The organism is Neobacillus sp. DZ-9, assembly GCF_059587065.1.
Map to the genome: position 1 here is coordinate 382,416 of NZ_JCAIOL010000001.1, position 18,244 is coordinate 400,659.

General features: G+C 38.5%; 17 protein-coding genes and 1 other annotated feature. Of the genes, 16 read left to right on the plus strand and 1 reads right to left on the minus strand.

The window, feature by feature from the left end:
• Nucleotides 1–172 precede the first annotated feature (172 nt).
• The 14 genes from AC59HZ_RS01885 to AC59HZ_RS01950 all read left to right on the plus strand — a co-directional run bounded on the left by AC59HZ_RS01885 (nt 173) and on the right by AC59HZ_RS01950 (nt 14,547).
• Nucleotides 173–574 carry a cytidine deaminase gene (locus AC59HZ_RS01885; RefSeq protein WP_496544212.1) on the plus strand — a complete coding sequence of 134 codons (402 nt, stop codon included), beginning with the start codon at nt 173–175 and terminating at the stop codon, nt 572–574.
• Entirely contained in the window at nt 564–1,487 is a 924-nt protein-coding gene (gene era / locus AC59HZ_RS01890; RefSeq protein WP_496544213.1) for a GTPase Era, read from the plus strand. The genes AC59HZ_RS01885 and era overlap by 11 nt, the downstream gene beginning before the upstream one ends.
• A gap of 160 nt (nt 1,488–1,647) precedes the next feature.
• Nucleotides 1,648–1,791: a YqzL family protein gene (locus AC59HZ_RS01895; RefSeq protein ID WP_430066543.1), complete on the plus strand. Its 144-nt coding sequence runs from the start codon at nt 1,648–1,650 to the stop codon at nt 1,789–1,791.
• A gap of 34 nt (nt 1,792–1,825) precedes the next feature.
• Nucleotides 1,826–2,578, plus strand: coding sequence for a DNA repair protein RecO (gene recO / locus AC59HZ_RS01900; RefSeq protein ID WP_496544214.1), 753 nt, complete (start codon nt 1,826–1,828; stop codon nt 2,576–2,578).
• A gap of 49 nt (nt 2,579–2,627) precedes the next feature.
• Nucleotides 2,628–2,813, plus strand: a binding site (T-box leader).
• A gap of 66 nt (nt 2,814–2,879) precedes the next feature.
• Nucleotides 2,880–4,262: a glycine--tRNA ligase gene (locus AC59HZ_RS01905; protein ID WP_496544215.1), complete on the plus strand. Its 1,383-nt coding sequence runs from the start codon at nt 2,880–2,882 to the stop codon at nt 4,260–4,262.
• A 153-nt stretch (nt 4,263–4,415) separates the two neighbouring features.
• Entirely contained in the window at nt 4,416–5,048 is a 633-nt protein-coding gene (ccpN, locus tag AC59HZ_RS01910; protein ID WP_496544216.1) for a transcriptional regulator CcpN, read from the plus strand.
• Between the two features lie 22 nt (nt 5,049–5,070).
• The gene (locus AC59HZ_RS01915; RefSeq protein WP_496544637.1) at nt 5,071–5,880 is read left to right on the plus strand and encodes a pyruvate, water dikinase regulatory protein; all 810 of its coding nucleotides are present in this window, start codon (nt 5,071–5,073) and stop codon (nt 5,878–5,880) included.
• A 593-nt stretch (nt 5,881–6,473) separates the two neighbouring features.
• On the plus strand, nt 6,474–8,282 hold the full coding sequence (gene dnaG, locus AC59HZ_RS01920) for a DNA primase (protein WP_496544217.1): 1,809 nt from the start codon (nt 6,474–6,476) through the stop codon (nt 8,280–8,282).
• A gap of 43 nt (nt 8,283–8,325) precedes the next feature.
• Nucleotides 8,326–9,456 (plus strand): RNA polymerase sigma factor RpoD, encoded by a 1,131-nt coding sequence (gene rpoD, locus AC59HZ_RS01925; RefSeq protein WP_289988034.1) that lies wholly within the window; start codon nt 8,326–8,328, stop codon nt 9,454–9,456.
• Nucleotides 9,457–9,816: 360 nt separating this feature from the next.
• A complete protein-coding gene (locus AC59HZ_RS01930) occupies nt 9,817–10,956 on the plus strand; it encodes an acyl-CoA dehydrogenase family protein (RefSeq protein WP_496544218.1) in 1,140 nt (379 codons plus the stop codon).
• Nucleotides 10,957–11,152: 196 nt separating this feature from the next.
• Nucleotides 11,153–11,521, plus strand: coding sequence for a cytochrome c550 (gene cccA / locus AC59HZ_RS01935; protein WP_496544219.1), 369 nt, complete (start codon nt 11,153–11,155; stop codon nt 11,519–11,521).
• Between the two features lie 89 nt (nt 11,522–11,610).
• Entirely contained in the window at nt 11,611–12,321 is a 711-nt protein-coding gene (locus AC59HZ_RS01940; protein ID WP_496544638.1) for a tRNA (adenine(22)-N(1))-methyltransferase, read from the plus strand.
• Complete coding sequence (locus tag AC59HZ_RS01945) at nt 12,318–13,433, plus strand: Nif3-like dinuclear metal center hexameric protein (RefSeq protein WP_496544220.1); 1,116 nt, start codon at nt 12,318–12,320, stop codon at nt 13,431–13,433. The genes AC59HZ_RS01940 and AC59HZ_RS01945 overlap by 4 nt, the downstream gene beginning before the upstream one ends.
• Before the next feature lie 169 nt (nt 13,434–13,602).
• Nucleotides 13,603–14,547: a 4-hydroxy-3-methylbut-2-enyl diphosphate reductase gene (locus tag AC59HZ_RS01950; RefSeq protein ID WP_496544221.1), complete on the plus strand. Its 945-nt coding sequence runs from the start codon at nt 13,603–13,605 to the stop codon at nt 14,545–14,547.
• 226 nt (nt 14,548–14,773) lie between these two features.
• Here AC59HZ_RS01950 and vrrA read toward each other — a convergent pair whose 3' ends face one another.
• Nucleotides 14,774–15,529 (minus strand): VrrA/YqfQ family protein, encoded by a 756-nt coding sequence (gene vrrA, locus AC59HZ_RS01955; RefSeq protein WP_496544222.1) that lies wholly within the window; start codon nt 15,527–15,529, stop codon nt 14,774–14,776.
• A gap of 451 nt (nt 15,530–15,980) precedes the next feature.
• Between vrrA and AC59HZ_RS01960 the strand changes: the two genes are divergently transcribed.
• Together AC59HZ_RS01960 and AC59HZ_RS01965 are read left to right on the plus strand one after the other, a co-directional pair.
• Nucleotides 15,981–17,297, plus strand: a complete 1,317-nt coding sequence (locus AC59HZ_RS01960) for a DEAD/DEAH box helicase (RefSeq protein WP_496544223.1) — start codon at nt 15,981–15,983, stop codon at nt 17,295–17,297.
• Between the two features lie 22 nt (nt 17,298–17,319).
• Complete coding sequence (locus tag AC59HZ_RS01965) at nt 17,320–18,213, plus strand: deoxyribonuclease IV (protein WP_496544224.1); 894 nt, start codon at nt 17,320–17,322, stop codon at nt 18,211–18,213.
• Nucleotides 18,214–18,244 lie beyond the last annotated feature (31 nt).

Sequence of the window (18,244 nt, forward strand, 5' to 3'; positions counted from 1 at the left end):
TTATTTCGGTAAAATGACTTATCACCAAGAAAATTTTAAGACAAATAAATTTATGAGAAAATTCTAACTTTTTAAAATTTTTTATTACTTTTTATTTACAACTAATGATTTTCTCTGATTTTTAAGGTAAAATAAAGACACAGCAGGTTTCTGCTGGAAAGGAAGAAAACGAGTGAACATCGTTCAACTAATTGAAGAAGCAAAAAAAGCAAGAGAAAAAGCCTATGTTCCTTATTCGAAGTTTGGAGTAGGAGCAGCATTACTAACAACAGATGGAAAAGTATATAAAGGCTGTAATATAGAGAATGCTGCCTACAGTATGTGTAACTGCGCAGAACGGACTGCCCTTTTTAAAGCGCTTTCAGAAGGGGAACGGGATTTTCAAATGCTGGCAGTTGTTGCCGATACAGAGCGGCCTTGTTCACCTTGCGGGGCATGCAGGCAGGTTATTTCGGAATTATGCCCAAAAGAGATGAAAGTTGTTTTAACAAATCTAAAAGGCGATATTCAAGAAATGACTGTCGAAGATTTATTGCCTGGCGCTTTTTCACCGGAGGATCTGCATGCAAAATAATATTATTACAAATAAAGGCTATAAATCTGGATTTATTTCGATTATCGGCCGGCCTAATGTCGGAAAATCAACGTTTCTCAATCGGGTGATTGGTCAAAAAATTGCTATTATGAGCGATAAGCCGCAGACAACCCGTAACAAAATACAAGGCGTCCTTACACTTTCAGATTCCCAAATGGTTTTTATTGATACACCAGGTATTCATAAACCAAAGCACAAATTGGGCGATTTTATGATGAAGGTTGCACAAAATACATTAAAAGAAGTTGATTTAATTCTTTTTATGGTAAATGCTGAAGAGGGATTTGGCCGTGGTGAAGAATTTATCCTTGAAAAGTTTCAAACAGTAAGCACTCCAATCTTTCTTGTAATAAATAAAATTGATCAAATTCATCCTGATAATTTATTGCCGATTATAGAATCGTATAAGGAAAAATACAACTTTGAAGAGATAGTGCCGATTTCTGCACTAGAAGGTAATAATGTGGAGCGTTTGCTTACGCAAATTAAAACCTTTTTACCAGAAGGGCCGCAATACTATCCAGCTGACCAAGTTACAGATCATCCGGAACGATTTATCATTACCGAGTTAATCAGGGAAAAAGCACTTCACCTGACTAGAGAAGAAATTCCACACTCCTTAGCAGTTGTTTTAGACAAAATGGAGCGTCAAGAAGGTAAGGATATTATTCATGTCATGGCAACGGTCATTGTGGAAAGGGATTCACAAAAAGGTATTATCATTGGAAAAAAAGGCAGCATGTTAAAGGAAATCGGAAAGCGGGCCCGTGTAGATATTGAAAATCTTCTAGGGTCTAAGGTGTTTTTAGAATTATGGGTTAAGGTCCAGAAAGACTGGCGCAATAAGATGTCCCAGCTTCGTGATTATGGCTTTAATGAAGATGAATACTGATGAATAACCCTAACTAAAATATTATCCAATTGACAAGATTATGCATGGACAACATTAACAATTTTTTCGTCTTATGATTTTTGCGCAGGCAGGCTATGATAAATGTAAGGTTTGGGATTGAATTTTAGGCTAGTCTAAATAATGAAAGGTGGGGTTTTCGATGATGGATTTTACGTGGAAAGTATTTACCCAGACAGGGAATATTGACACATATCTTCTCTTTAAAGAGCTTGAGAAGGAAAACCAAGAAATACCCGGTAATCTTGATGAAGAGCTAGCACATATTGATTTTCCCGTTTCATAAGCAAGTCTTTCGCGCTCTTTAGAAGGTGACATTTATGCTTCAGAAGTGTGAAGGCATCGTCATTAGAACAACAGATTATGGTGAAACCAATAAAATTGTAACAATATATACAAGGGAATGGGGAAAGGTTGGTGTTATGGCTAGGGGTGCCAAGAAGCCAAATAGCCGCCTTTCTTCCATTACCCAGCTTTTCACTCATGGTTATTTTTTGGTTCAAAAAGGATCGGGTTTAGGTAGCATGCAGCAGGGTGAAATGATTTCTTCCATGCGTTCCATTGGCGAGGATATTTTCTTAACTGCTTATGCAAGTTATATTGTCGAATTAACGGATAAATGTACAGAGGAAAAGAAGCCTAATCCTTTTCATTTTGAATTGCTTTATCAAACACTCAATTATATGAATGAAGGCAATGACCCGGATATTCTTATGAATATTTATGAAATGAAAATGTTAAATGTTCTTGGATTGTATCCAGTGTTAAATCAATGTTCCGTTTGCGGCAGTACAGACGGGCATTTTTCTTTTTCCATTCGTGAAGGCGGATTTATTTGTCACAGATGCCTTGAAAAAGATCCGTACCATTTTAAATTATCACCATCGGCAGTGAAATTATTACGGCTATTTTATTATTTTGATCTTTCAAGGTTAGGGAATATTTCAGTAAAAGAAGAAACGAAAGTAGAATTAAAAAATGTTATTACTGCCTATTATGAAGAATATTCTGGTTTGTATCTTAAAACCAAGAAGTTTCTCAATTCAATGGATCAATTTCGCAATTTATTATAGTTACTGTTGACATTTTTTCTACTTTTAGTTAATATTTTCTTTAAAATTAATAATTGCGTTGACGGAGAGTAGTAATTAGTAAACTCTATAAAAGCGAACCTAGGACAGTGGAAGCTAGGGTATAGGGCACTAACGAAGGCGTTCCTGAGCAATCTTGTGTTAATGAACACATTTTAAGGAGGCTGCTAATTTAGCAGCAAATAGGGTGGAACCGCGGGTAACTCTCGTCCCTATGCTTATCGTAAGCATAGGGACGAGAGTTTTTTATTTTGTAGAAAAAACTATTAAAGGAGCTTTTAAAATGAAGGTAACAATGGAGCAAATTGTATCGCACGCAAAACACAGAGGCTTTATTTTTCCGGGATCAGAAATCTACGGGGGACTAGCAAACACTTGGGATTACGGCCCATTAGGCGTTGAATTTAAAAACAATATCAAACAGGCCTGGTGGAAAAAGTTTGTACAAGAGTCACCATATAACGTCGGTTTGGATGCAAGTATCTTGATGAACCCTCGAACTTGGGAAGCATCTGGACACATCGGTAATTTTAATGATCCGATGATTGACTGTAAAAATTGTAAAGCCCGTCACCGTGCAGATAAATTAATTGAAAACGCCCTTGAAGAAAAAGGTATGGAAATGGTTGTAGACGGCTTGCCATTTGCAAAAATGGAAGAGCTGGTTAAAGAGCATAATATCGCCTGCCCGGACTGCGGAAGCCATGACTTTACTGGAATCCGTCAATTTAATCTTATGTTTAAAACCTTCCAAGGTGTGACAGAATCAAGCACGAATGAAATTTTCTTACGCCCAGAGACTGCACAAGGTATTTTTGTTAACTTTAAGAATGTGCAACGGACAATGAGAAAGAAGCTGCCATTTGGTATCGCACAAATCGGGAAAAGCTTCCGCAATGAGATTACACCAGGTAATTTTACTTTCCGTACAAGAGAATTCGAACAAATGGAGCTTGAGTTTTTCTGTAAACCTGGTGAGGAATTAACATGGTTTAACTATTGGAAGCAATTTGCTGAACAATGGCTGCTTTCATTGGGGCTTAATAAAGAAAATTTAAGACTTAGAGATCACTCAGAAGACGAACTTTCTCATTACAGTAATGCTACAACCGATTTTGAATTTAAATTCCCGTTTGGATGGGGAGAATTATGGGGTGTGGCTTCAAGAACCGATTATGATTTGAAACAGCATATGGAATTCTCAGGAGAAGATTTCAACTATATCGATCCTGAAACAAATGAAAGATATATTCCGTTCTGTATTGAGCCATCTTTGGGTGCTGACCGTGTTACTTTAGCTTTCTTAATCGATGCTTATGATGAAGAACAGCTTGAGGATGGCACAACAAGAACAGTCATGCATTTTCATCCGGCATTAGCTCCCTTTAAGGCAGCAGTATTACCATTATCGAAAAAATTATCGGATGAGGCTAGAGAGGTTTTTGCTGCACTATCAAAACATTTTTCAGTGGATTACGATGAAGCGGGATCAATTGGTAAACGTTATCGCCGTCACGATGAAATTGGTACACCATTCTGTATCACTTATGACTTTGATTCCAAAGAAGATCAAATGATAACAGTTCGAGATCGCGACACAATGGAGCAAACACGTATTCCGATTTCAGAGCTTGTTAGCTTCTTACAAGAGAAAATGGTGTTCTAAAAGAAAAGCCGAAGCGTCTAGGCGCTGTAGCTGGACAATGAAAGAGGTGCGGGCTACCGCACCTCTAATGTATATTTTAACGACTGTATTAATTTCAAAAGAAAATTAACTGGTATATAATATTGGTATAAAAGTATAACGATTTTATATAAGGTGGTGAGCACAATCGAACTGACCAAGCGACAGGAACATATTCTGCAAATAGTTAAGGAAAAAGGACCGATAACAGGTGAACATATCGCCGACCAATTAAGCCTGACAAGAGCGACATTAAGACCTGACCTTGCCATTTTAACGATGGCTGGCTATTTAGATGCCAGGCCGCGAGTCGGTTATTTTTATACTGGGAAATCTGGAGCGCAGCTTCTGACTGAAAATCTGCAAAAAATTTATGTTAAAGATTATCAGTCCATTCCAGTTGTGGTGAGCGAAAATGTTTCCGTCTATGATGCTATTTGCACAATGTTCCTTGAAGATGTGGGTACATTATTTGTAGTGGACCATAACTCTGCATTAGTTGGGGTATTATCGCGAAAAGATTTGCTTCGGGCAAGTATCGGAAAACAAGAGCTTTCCACCATCCCAGTCAATATCATCATGACTAGAATGCCGAATATTACCATGTGTGAACGTGATGATCTTTTAATTGATATTGCCAAAAAATTAATTGAAAAACAAATTGATGCCTTACCAATAGTAAGAAAAACAGATAAAGGTTTTGAAGTAATCGGACGAATTACGAAAACAAACATAACGAAGGCTTTTGTTACATTAGGTGATGAATAAAAAGAGGGGTGGATTTGGAAGAATGAGTATGCCAATCATTTACGTGGTTTCTGATTCCGTCGGGGAAACAGCGGAACTAGTGACGAAAGCGGCAATTAGCCAGTTTAATGGGTCCGGAATGACATTAAAGAGGTTCCCATATGTTGAAGATAAGGAACATATCGATGAGGTGCTCTCACTTGTTTCGCTTGATAAAGGAATGATTGCTTTTACTCTAGTTAAACCAGAAATGCGTACATATATAACAGAAAGGGCTTCTGCGGAAGGGATTATTGCTGTTGATTTAATTGGCCCAATTATGGATCAAATTCAATCCTTTAGCGGAAAGACTCCGCTGTGTGAACCAGGTCTTGTTAGGAAACTTGATGAGGATTATTTTAAAAAGGTAGAAGCAATTGAATTTGCCGTAAAGTATGATGATGGGCGTGACCCAAGGGGCATCCTTAAAGCGGATATCGTGTTAATTGGTGTGTCGAGAACTTCTAAAACTCCTCTATCACAGTACTTAGCACATAAACGTTTAAAAGTGGCCAACGTGCCTCTTGTACCAGAGGTAGACCCGCCAGAAGAGCTTTACAGGGTACCCGTTGAAAAATGCTTTGGCTTAAAAATCAGCCCGGAAAAATTAAACAATATAAGAAGAGAACGATTGATTTCATTGGGACTAAACGATAAGGCAAGCTATGCAAATATTGATCGGATCAAAGAGGAATTGACCTTTTTTGACTCGGTCTTGAAAAAAATCAATTGTCCTGTCATCGATGTTACAAATAAAGCTGTTGAAGAAACGGCCAATATTATTTTAAATTATATTCAAAAAGGCAGACCCTGACACATAGTCATAAGATTATGTGTTTTTTATTGAAAAAAAGAAAATAAAAAAGTTATGGCAAAATGATATTAATTGTACTATAATAAAAAATTGTGATAAAAATATACTTTTTAGGTTTAGACTTGCATGTGAACGAATAAACTATTTATTGTTAGATGTCAAGTAGGTCCCTGTAAAATCTCCTGAAAAAATTCGACATAAATCCTTTTTTATAAAATTAATAGCTAAAGAAGGAATATGCGGAGTAATGTAGAATTAATACTAATATAAAAGGCATTCCAACTGTTTTTGCCGTTGCAGATTCTTGTCCGGTAAAAAGAGGAGATTGTCGAAATTGCTTCTAAATTTCCTGCACAAGTTCTTTTTGTTGCTCCTATGTCACCATGTTAATAATAAGATTACATACGCAACTTGGAAATATGTTGATTCTGGAAAGGAAGCTGCGGATTGATTCATTATGACCATGCACAAATGGGGACATAGTCATTACTCAGGAAAATTCATGATGGAATTAACAAAAAAAATTGTCGAAATTTGCAGGAATTTAGTAATCAACGCAGAATTTATGTTAAGAACAAATGAGGTTGTTTTCCATGGCGGAGCGTATTGCCGAAGAAAAAATTGATCAAATTCGTCAGACAGTTGATATAGTTGAAATCATCAGCGATTATGTACAACTAAAAAAACAAGGTCGAAATTACTTCGGGTTATGTCCTTTCCATGGTGAAAGTACACCATCATTTTCTGTATCACCCGACAAACAAATTTTTCATTGCTTTGGTTGTGGTGCTGGCGGAAATGTTTTTTCTTTTTTAATGGAGCTTGAAGGAATCACATTTCAAGAAGCTGCCATTAAGCTCGCTGCCAAAGGAAATATCGATCTTGATATTAATCTTGCGGGGGCTCGCGGCGAGAGAAAAGTTGCAAAAGATTTGCAATCAATGCTTGATGCTCATGAACTGTTAACTAAATTCTATCATCACTTGCTGGTAAATACAAAGGAAGGCCAGCATGCATTGGAATACTTGTTAGGCAGAGGATTTACCCGTGAATCGATTGATAAGTTCCAAATTGGTTATTCCTTAAATTCTTGGGATTTCGTTACGAAATTCCTATCAAAGCGGGATTTTTTACCCGAATGGATGGAAAGGGCCGGTTTGATTATCAAACGTGAACGGGATGGGACGTTTTTCGATCGTTTTAGAGATCGGATTATGTTTCCAATCTTTGACCGCAATGGAAATCCGATTGCCTTTTCTGGAAGATCACTGGGACCTGATGAGCCTAAATATTTAAACAGTCCTGAAACGGCAATCTTTAATAAAAGCAAAATATTATACAATTATCATCAAGCAAAACCAAGTCTAAAAAAAATTCAGCAAGCTGTCCTTTTTGAGGGGTTTGCTGATGTAATTGCTGCTGATCGGTCTGGTGTGGAAAATGGCATCGCCACAATGGGAACTTCCCTAACAGATGATCATATTGCCCTATTAAGGCAAAGTGTCCAGTCTGTAACCATCTGTTACGATTCCGATAAGCCTGGAATTGAGGCTGCATACCGTGCAGGTAATCACCTTAACGAAGCTGGCTTTCAAATAAAAGTAGCCATGATGTCTGATGGTATGGACCCGGATGAATATATTAAAAAGTTTGGTCCCGAAAAATTTCAAAAAGAAGTTATCGGTGCCAGCTTAACCTGGATGGCTTTTAAGTTTATTTACTTTCGAAGGGGAAAAAATCTTCAGCTTGAAGGAGATAGACTTGCCTATATCGAAGAAATAATCAGAGAAATTAGCAAATTAACGAAGGCGGTTGAAAGGGATCATTATTTACGGCAGCTCGCAGCTGAATTTTCGCTTTCTTTAGATGCGCTAAGAGAACAGCAAAAGCAGATTTTCTTTTCAGAGAAAAGAAAATCAACCGGGAAAAATCAAAATATTAGTAAGACGATCGTAATAAAAAAGCTGGTCGATGAAATAAAGCCTGCTTATTACACTGCAGAAAGGCGTTTGATAGCCCATATGCTAAAGGATCGTGATGTTGCTTACAAGGTTCAGGAATTATTACAAGGGAACACGTTTAATATCGATGAACATCAGGCAATAATAACATATCTATTGGGATTTTATGAAAATCATTTAGAACCTGATTCGAGCGCATTTTTAACCTATATTCAAGATGAAAATCTTAGAAGAATGGTTGCTAATATTGAAATGATGTCGATAAATGATGAATTAAGCAATCAAGAATTAACTGATTATATCAAACAGGTGTTGAATTATCAAAAATTGTTAAAAATAAAAGAAAAAGAATTAGAACTAAAAGAAGCTGAAAGACAGAGTGATTTTAGCAGAGCTGCTGTCATTGCAATTGAAATTAATCAATTGCGTAAATCGCTTTAAATAATTTATATGTGTCTTTGATTCTGGAAGGAGGGACCCCCTTATGGCTGCAGAAAAATCAGCCCGTTCAAAAGAGGCCGAGAATGAATTAACTCTTGAACAAGTGAAAGATCAATTAACAGAAATGGGCAAAAAAGTCGGCGTCCTGGCCTACGATGATATAGCCGAAAAAATGGCTAATTTTGAATTAGAATCTGATCAAATGCATGAATTTTATGATTTTCTAGGTGATCAGGGAATAGAATTAGTCGGTGAAAGTGACGAGGAAGACCCTAATATAAAGGATCTGTCTAAGGAAGATGATGAAGAATTTGATTTAAACGATTTAAGTGTTCCTCCAGGGGTAAAGATTAATGACCCAGTCCGCATGTATTTAAAGGAAATTGGCCGGGTTGATCTACTATCCGCTAACGAGGAAAAAGAGTTGGCGCTTCGTATTGAGCAAGGTGACGAGGAAGCCAAACGGCGCCTTGCAGAGGCTAATCTAAGACTTGTTGTCAGCATCGCTAAACGGTATGTAGGCCGTGGGATGTTATTCCTTGATCTAATTCAAGAAGGCAATATGGGATTAATTAAGGCAGTCGAAAAATTTGATTATCAAAAAGGGTTTAAGTTCAGTACCTATGCTACCTGGTGGATTCGTCAGGCGATAACACGTGCGATTGCGGACCAAGCAAGAACGATTCGTATCCCAGTTCATATGGTAGAGACGATTAATAAGCTAATTAGAGTACAGCGTCAATTACTTCAGGACCTAGGCCGCGAACCAACACCAGAAGAAATTGGTGAAGACATGGATTTAACGCCGGATAAAGTAAGGGAAATTCTAAAAATTGCCCAAGAACCTGTTTCCTTAGAAACACCAATTGGGGAAGAGGATGATTCTCATCTTGGCGATTTTATTGAAGATCAGGATGCTACTTCACCGTCAGAACATGCAGCATACGAGCTTTTAAAAGAGCAGCTCGAAGATGTACTTGATACATTAACAGATCGTGAAGAAAATGTTCTTCGCCTTCGCTTTGGGTTAGATGATGGCCGTACTCGTACACTTGAAGAGGTTGGCAAGGTTTTTGGCGTAACCCGTGAGCGTATCCGTCAAATTGAAGCAAAAGCTTTAAGAAAATTACGTCATCCTAGCCGCAGCAAACGGTTAAAGGACTTTTTAGAATAAAATATACTTTTAAATAGTTTACTTCTTAACGGAAGTAAACTATTTTTTTATACAAAAGGAAATGTAAGCACTTACTCTGTTTTCATTTATTTTACTGAATTGTCTCTCATTTTGCAAATAGGCATATGAAATTGTTGTTGGGAAAAATTTGATTTTGTTTTCGTGAGAAAGAGATTAATTTTGTTTTTATGATGAAAATAGTTCAAATAAACCCCAGTTTTTATAAATAATAGCCTTTTTGCTTCATTATATTCGGATAATATAATATTTTAAAAAATTTTTAAATGTTGAGAAATTTAAATGAATCCCCGTATAATAATAAAGAAAGCGATTACAAAAGTTTGTTTTAGGGGGATGGACATGAATTTCGATTTAACATCTGAACAAGAAATGATAAAACGGATGATTCGCCAGTTTGCTGATGAGGAAGTAGCACCTGGAGCGATAGAGCGTGATCGAACAAAACAATTTCCTGTAGAGATATTTAAGAAATTGGCTGATATGGGAATTATGGGACTTCCTTTTCCTGAAAAATATGGCGGAGGCGGTGCCGACACTGTTAGCTTTGCCATCGTTACGGAGGAGTTAAGCCGGGTTTGCGCGTCAACTGGTATTACCTATTCCGCGCACATTTCCTTAGGCGGGGCACCGCTATACTTATTTGGAACCGAAGAGCAAAAACAAAAATATTTGACCCCCCTTTGTACGGGCGAGTCATTTGGGGCTTTTGGTCTAACTGAACCGAACGCTGGCTCAGATGCAGGAGGAACTAGAACTTCAGCTAAAGAGGAAAATGGTGAATTTATCATTAACGGTAATAAATGCTTTATTACCAATGCTAGCTATGCAAACCATTTAGCTTTAACGGCAATTACGGGTGAATCTGGCGGAAAAAAAGAAATAAGCGCTATCATCATTCCGACGAATGCACCTGGTTTTTCCGTAATTGATAACTATGAAAAAATGGGCTTGAATGCATCAAATACTACGGAGCTTGTTCTCGAGGATGTAAGGGTTCCAGTCGAGAACCTTTTGGGGAAACGTGGAGAAGGCTTTAAGCAGTTTTTAATTACTCTTGATGGCGGCAGGATTGGTATTGGAGCAATGGCTGTAGGGATCGCTCAGGGGGCTTTTGAGAAGGCGCTCGCGTATGCTAAGGAAAGAAAACAATTCGGTAAATCCATTTCTTCTTTCCAAGCAATTCAATTTAAAATGGCCGATATGGCCATGAAAATTGAGTTGGCGCGTAATATGGTTTACAAAGCGGCATGGTTAAAGGATCAAGGAAGACCTTTTTCTAAAGAAGCAGCAATGTGTAAGTTATATGCCTCTGAAATTTGTATGGAGATAACGAATCAGGCCGTACAAATTCATGGCGGGTATGGCTATATGAAGGAGTATCAAGTTGAACGTATGATGCGTGATGCCAAACTGCTTGAAATTGGTGAAGGAACCTCTGAAGTACAAAGAATGGTTATTTCAAGATTAATTGGTTGTTAACAAATAAATAGGGGAATATAAAAAGAGACTGAACAGAAGATTTAATTGTTTTTAGTCTCTTTTCTCTTTTTTATAAAGATTATAGTGATAAAATAAGTTTAGGGCTTTTCCTTCTGTTCATTTTCAAGTAAAATAATAGTTGTTTGTAGACATTTTATTATTCACAAGGTATTCGTACATAAGGGAGGTTATTATCTTGAAGAAAAATCCGGTTATTCCTTTTATTATCATCATGGTTTTTGGTATCGGACTAATGTTTCTATTGTCTTTCAAAGGTCTTGGTGATATGAAAGAAGTCGCTAAGGATAAAGGCGAAGGCGCCGGCAATGAGAAAACGGAAGTGGCTGCAACTAATCCAGAAGACATTTATAAACAAACATGCATAGGCTGCCACGGGGACCAATATCAAGGGGTTGTAGGGCCATCATTAAAAGGTATTGGCAGCAAAATATCTAAGGAAGAAATTATGACTGTCATTACAAAAGGTAAAGGAAATATGCCTCCTGGCCTAGTTCCAGAAGAGCAAGCTGCTGCAATGGCAGATTGGGTATCAAAGATTAAGTAATCAAGTAACATATAAAAAAGTCCTTTGCATCTGTAAAGGACTTTTTTATATACTAAATGAAATACATACAGATAAAAGTGGTGGAATTTATGAATACAGATAAATTATCAGTTCGTTTGGCAGCTGTAGCAAAATATGTACCTGAAGGCACAAGGATGGCAGATATTGGATCTGACCATGCCTATTTGCCCTGTTTTTTAGCAAAAAACACAAGTATACCCTTCGCGATTGCCGGTGAAGTAGTGGAAGGGCCGTATAAGTCTGCTAAAAATAACGTCATGTCAGAGGGGCTCACGGAAGTCATATCCGTTAGGTTGGGAAATGGCCTTGAGGTCATCCGTCCAGGAGAAGTTGATTGCATTACTATTGCTGGAATGGGCGGTGCATTAATCACAAGTATTTTAGAAAATGGAAAAGATAAGCTTGGCTCCGTAAAGCGTCTTGTACTGCAGCCGAACATTAGTGCAAATTCCATTCGAAAGTGGTTTCTTGAAAACAATTGGCAGCTAATTGCTGAAGAAATTTTGGAGGAAGATGGGAAGATTTATGAGGTACTTGTGGCTGAACAAGGTAATCCTTTAAAGTCTTATTCGTCAAACCTGGATTTAGGATTATTAATGGGTCCATTCCTTCTCCAAAACCAGAACGAAGCTTTTTGGAAAAAATGGGAGGCTGAAAAAAACAATTGGCTGAAGATTTACAAACAGCTTGAAAATGCAGTCCAAACACAGGAGACAATTGAAAAAAAAGAAGAGCTATTAAATAAAATTAAAATGGTTGAGGAGGTTTTTGCTCGATGAAAACTCCAAATGGTCATGAACTTATTCAGCTTTTTGAACAATTTTCACCGAAAGGCTTGGCGATGGAAGGCGATAAAATAGGTTTGCAAATCGGCCGTTTAAATAAAAAGATTGAACGAGTTATGATTGCCCTTGATGTACTCGAAAATGTCATTGATGAGGCGATTGAAAAAAGTGTCCAATTAATTATTGCCCATCATCCCCCGATTTTTCGCCCTTTAAAAAATATCAATACTGACACAGTTCAAGGACGGATGATTGAAAAATTATTAAAACATGATATTGCCGTGTATGCGGCACATACAAATTTGGATGTGGCAAAAGGCGGCGTGAATGATTTGCTGGCATCAGCTTTAGGTTTGCAGGAAGCTGAAGTGTTGGTTCCAACCCAGGATACTCTGCTTAAGAAGTTAGTCGTTTTTGTTCCAGTAACCCATGCTGATGCCATTAGAGAGGCCCTAGGCGTTGCTGGTGCAGGAAATATCGGGAATTATAGCCATTGCTCTTTTTCCGCAGATGGAACAGGACGATTTATGCCTGGGATAAACACTAATCCTTATATCGGGCAAACTGGTCAGCTTGAAGCTGTTAATGAGGTTCGAATAGAGACGATTGTTCCTGAACCACTGTTAAAGAAGACCATCACGGCCATGATTAAAGCTCATCCATATGAAGAAGTTGCCTATGATGTCTATCCATTGGAAAATAAAGGTGAAGTTCTTGGCCTTGGAAGAATCGGGAAAATTACTGAAATGACTTTAGCTGAGTTTGCAGAACGGGTAAAATCGGCGCTTGAGGTAGAAAGAGTGCGTGTGGTTGGTGATTTAAGCTCGAAAGTAAAAAAGGTGGCAGTATTAGGCGGGGACGGAAACAAATATTTTAGTCATGCAAAATTCAAAGGGGCAGATGTGTACGTAACAGGAGACATCTATTACCATACGGCACATGACGCAATGATGCAGGGCTTAAACATGATAGACCCTGGACATAATGTCGAAAAAATTATGAAAAAAGGGCTTACGGATACATTACAGAAACGGTGCAAAGAGGCAGGCTATGAAGTCGAAATTTTCCCTTCAGTGGAAAACACAGACCCTTTCCAATTTATCTAAAGTCCACAAACCAAGTTGTCCTTTATCTACCTGATGAAGGACATTTTTATGTAACTGAAACCGCTTTAAAAAGATGCGCAGGAAATATGTATCTTTGTATTATATCTATTAGTTTTATATAATAAATACATAGTTTATGAATCATAGTCTTTTAGGAGGACTTTTTAATATGCAGATAATTAAGATATCGCCACGCGGTTACTGCTACGGTGTTGTTGATGCAATGGTTATTGCAAGAAATGCCGCTTTAGATAAAACATTACCTCGCCCAATCTACATTTTGGGAATGATTGTTCATAATAAGCATGTTACGGATGCATTTGAAGAAGAGGGCATCATAACACTTGACGGGAAAAACCGAAAAGATATTTTAGAAAAAGTAGATAAAGGGACTGTCATTTTTACTGCTCATGGAATCTCTCCAGAAATCCGAGAGCTAGCTAAACAGAAAGGGCTTGTCACAATTGATGCAACGTGCCCGGATGTAACAAAAACTCATGACTTGATTGAAGAAAAAACAAAACTGGGCTACCAAGTCATTTATATTGGTAAAAAAGGACATCCGGAACCTGAAGGCGCTGTTGGGGTAGCACCGGGACAAGTTCACCTCGTTGAATCTCCTAGTGATGTGGAAGCATTGAATCTTGACTGTGACAAACTAATTGTGACGAACCAAACCACAATGAGTCAATGGGATGTTGCTGATACGATGAAAAAGGTTCAGGAAAAATTTCCGCATGCTGAGGCTTATAAAGAAATCTGTCTTGCCACTCAAGTGCGTCAAGAGGCTGTCGCAGAACAGGCAACTGTGGCAGATGTTACAATTGTGGTAGGTGATCCGAAAAGTAATAATTCGAACCGGCTCGCACAGGTTTCTGAAGAAATTGCAGGAACTAAAGCATACCGTATCGCTGATATAACGGAACTGGAAATTGACTGGATAAAAGATGCTAAAAACGTCGCCGTAACCTCCGGGGCATCAACGCCAACTCCGATCACCAAGGAAGTCATCACCTTCCTTGAACAATTTGATCCTAATAATCCAGCTACATGGGAACGACGCAGAAATGTACCATTAAGCAAAATTTTACCTAAAGTGAAAAAAGAAAAATAACTTTAAAAAGAAAGCTATGTTAAAGGCAGTTGTTGATATTAAACACTGTTTATTGGAGCGGAAGGCGCGAAGACTCCTGCGGGAGTACGGGGCCGAGGAGGCTCCCCGGCACGCCCACGGGCGGAAAGCGAAGCGCCTGGAGCGCAAATCAACAACTAGTGTAACAGTGCCAAAAAGAAAAAGCACATGGGATTTTTCAGTAATTGAAATCCCATGTGCTTTTTTATTAAATATACATTTTTGGAACAGAGGCTCCTTTTTGATGCTGCCTGTTGCTATTCGTTTTTGGCTGTTGATTCTTTTTTCGTGTCGTATTCTTTTTAGATGTCTCCAATTCACTTGATTCCGTGCTTGATGACTCTTCCATTGCTGCTTCAGTGGTCGTATCCTTATTATCAGTTGATTCATCCGTGCTTTTTGAAGAATTTTTTAATCCTCTATACAGTTTCCACATGGCCGGGAGGTTTTTCACTAATGGCCCATATTGTTGAACCATTGGCCCAATGGTTTGAGCTGTTTTCAAAACCTGCTGGGTATTGTTGAGAATGTTTGTAAGCCCACCAGGGTTACTTAATGATTGGAGTAAACCACCGCCGCCGCCTCCTGAAGCTGCACGTCCAACTCCTTGCATTCCCATCATTCCACTAGCTTGATTTCCTCCTCCGAGAAGTCTCGAAAGTAGGCCGCCACCGCCGCCTCCTGAAGCTCCACGTCCAGCTCCTTGCATTCCCATCATTCCGCGAGCTTGATTTCCTCCTCCGAGAAGATTCGAAAGTAGGCCGCCACCACCCCTATTCATTTGTGATCCACCCATCATGGGATTTCTTCCGCCAAAAGGATTTGCAGATGGTCCCATCATCGGGACCCTCCCACCGAAGGGGTTAGGACCTGCCCCCATCATTGGACCGCCACCGCCGAACGGACCTTGCATCATTTGCGGACCCATTCCTCCCTGCATGGGGAATCTTGGTCTAGGCTGCATTTTTTTAGCCTCCTTTCTGATATTATCAGGATATCTTTCATTCGACTTTGAGAATTGTCCAGCCCCAGCGCCTAGGGGCTCTTTGGTCTAAGCCAAGCCATCGGAAAGGGATAAAGCAACCTTTCGGGCCGGCTCGTCTTATGCTTGTCGCCCCTAGGAAAAAAGCAGTTCATTTTTTCCCTGGTCAAGGCGCTTCCGCTTTTCTAATAACCCTTATGAATTAAGGTATGCATTTATCATAAATTGGTTTAGGTATAATACACAGGACAAAAACAAATTTAGTTGTTTAAAAGTTCTCAATAGGTAAAAAATGATACTAATAGGAAAGATACTGGTGTTTTACAGGAATCTTTAATATAATTGCATGATGGATATAAAAGTGGAAGCTCTTGCTAAACAAAGAAAACTACTCCATAGTCATTAGATTATTTTTATATTAAGGAGCAATTACATGAAAGAAAATCGTTTTGATCGTTTTAAGTTTCAACCGTTTATTATAGAAGCCATTAATCATTTTGGATTTTACGAGCCGACAGAAATCCAGGAACGGATGATTCCATTAGTATTAAAAGAAGAAAGTGCTATTGGTCAATCTCAGACTGGTACGGGGAAGACACTTGCTTTTGTGCTGCCGATCCTCGAAAAAATCAACCCTCAGCGGCAGGAGGTCCAGGCAGTAATTACAGCACCGACTAGGGAACTGGCATCGCAAATCTATCATCAAATCCTGAAAATCACCGAACATTGTAATCCGGAACAGCCAATCATGACAAGATGTTATATTGGCGGAACGGATAAGCAGCGCACTATCGAAAAATTAAAGGTACAACCGCATATTGTTGTGGGGACTCCAGGCAGAATCAATGACCTCATTACAGATCAAGCCCTTTTTGTTCATACAGCTGGAATTCTCGTCGTGGACGAAGCGGATATGATGTTAGACATGGGATTTATCGAAGATTTAGATCGTGTGGCGGCCAGGATGCCTGAAAACCTGCAAATGCTAGTATTTTCAGCTACCATTCCGGAAAAGTTAAAGCCCTTCCTTAAAAAATATATGGAAAATCCAAAAACCATCCAAATTGAAGCAAAACAAAAGGCCGCGCAAAATTTAGAGCACTTTTTATTACCTTCAAGACATCGCAATAAAAAGCAGCTGGTTCATGACGCTCTGCTTGCGTACAATCCTTATTTAGCAATCGTCTTTACGAATACAAAAAAAATGGCGGAAGAAGTAGCCAGGTTTTTAAATGAAAAAGGCTTAAAAGTAGGACGGGTTCACGGAGATTTGAATCCGCGTGAACGGAAAAAAATGATGAAGCAAATTCAGGATTTGGAGTATCAATACATCGTAGCAACCGATCTTGCTTCAAGGGGAATTGACATCGAAGGGATTAGTCATGTCATAAATTATGAATTGCCTTCAGATTTAGATTTTTATATTCATCGGGTCGGTAGAACGGCAAGAGCAGGAAATACAGGAGTTGCTTTGACCATTTATGAATTATCTGATGAAGATGCATTAAATCGGTTAGAAAAAATGGGTATTCAGTTTAAGTATGTTGATTTGAAAAAAGAAGGATTTGTGGAATCGGATGAACGGAATAAACGAAAAACTCGGGTAAGGCAGGAAGATGAGGCCGACAAACTTGCCAAATCCATTGTTAAAAAGCCGCAAAAAGTAAAACCAGGCTATAAAAAGAAAATGCAATGGGAAATGGATAAAATTAAAAAACGGCAGAGAAGAATAAATCAGAAAAAGAAATAATTAAGAAATGGAGAGGAAAGCGATGTTAAAAATTGGATCACACGTCTCGATGAGCGGAAAAGATATGTTGCTTGCTGCAAGCCAAGAAGCTGTTTCTTACGGTGCCAATACGTTTATGATATATACGGGGGCGCCGCAAAATACAAGACGGAAAAAAATTGAGGATTTGAATATTGAAGCGGGCAGAAGACATATGGAGGCAAATGGGATTTCGGAAATTGTGGTCCATGCTCCCTATATCATCAATATTGGTAATAGTGAAAACCCGGATACGTTTGAATTAGGCGTCCGATTTCTTCGTTCGGAAATTGAACGAACTGAAGCGATAGGTGCCAAGCAAATCGTACTTCATCCAGGAGCACATGTCGGTGCTGGGACAGAAGCAGGAATTAAGAAGATTATTGAGGGTTTGAATGAAGTTCTGACTGGGAAAGAACAGCTTCAAATTGCCTTGGAAACCATGGCTGGAAAAGGTTCAGAATGTGGAAAATCCTTTGAGGAAATTGCGATGATTATGGATGGGGTTAACTATAGTGATAAACTGTCCGTTTGTTTTGATACATGCCACACTCATGATGCCGGTTATAATATTGTTGCAGATTTTGATGGTGTTTTAAATGAGTTTGACAAGATTATTGGAATTGAAAAATTAAAGGTACTTCATATTAACGATAGCAAGAATGCTGTAGGAATGCGGAAGGACCGCCACGAAAATATCGGGTTCGGTCATATTGGCTTTAAGGCACTCAATTATATTGTTAATCATCCGCAGCTGATGGATATACCGAAAATCTTAGAAACACCATTTGTAGGGGAAGATAAAAATAATAAAAAAGCACCATATAAATTCGAAATCGCGATGCTCCGTGAGCAAAAGTTCGATGAAGACCTATTAGATAAAATCATGCAATCCTAATCATAATACAAAACAAGCTGTGCACACTGCA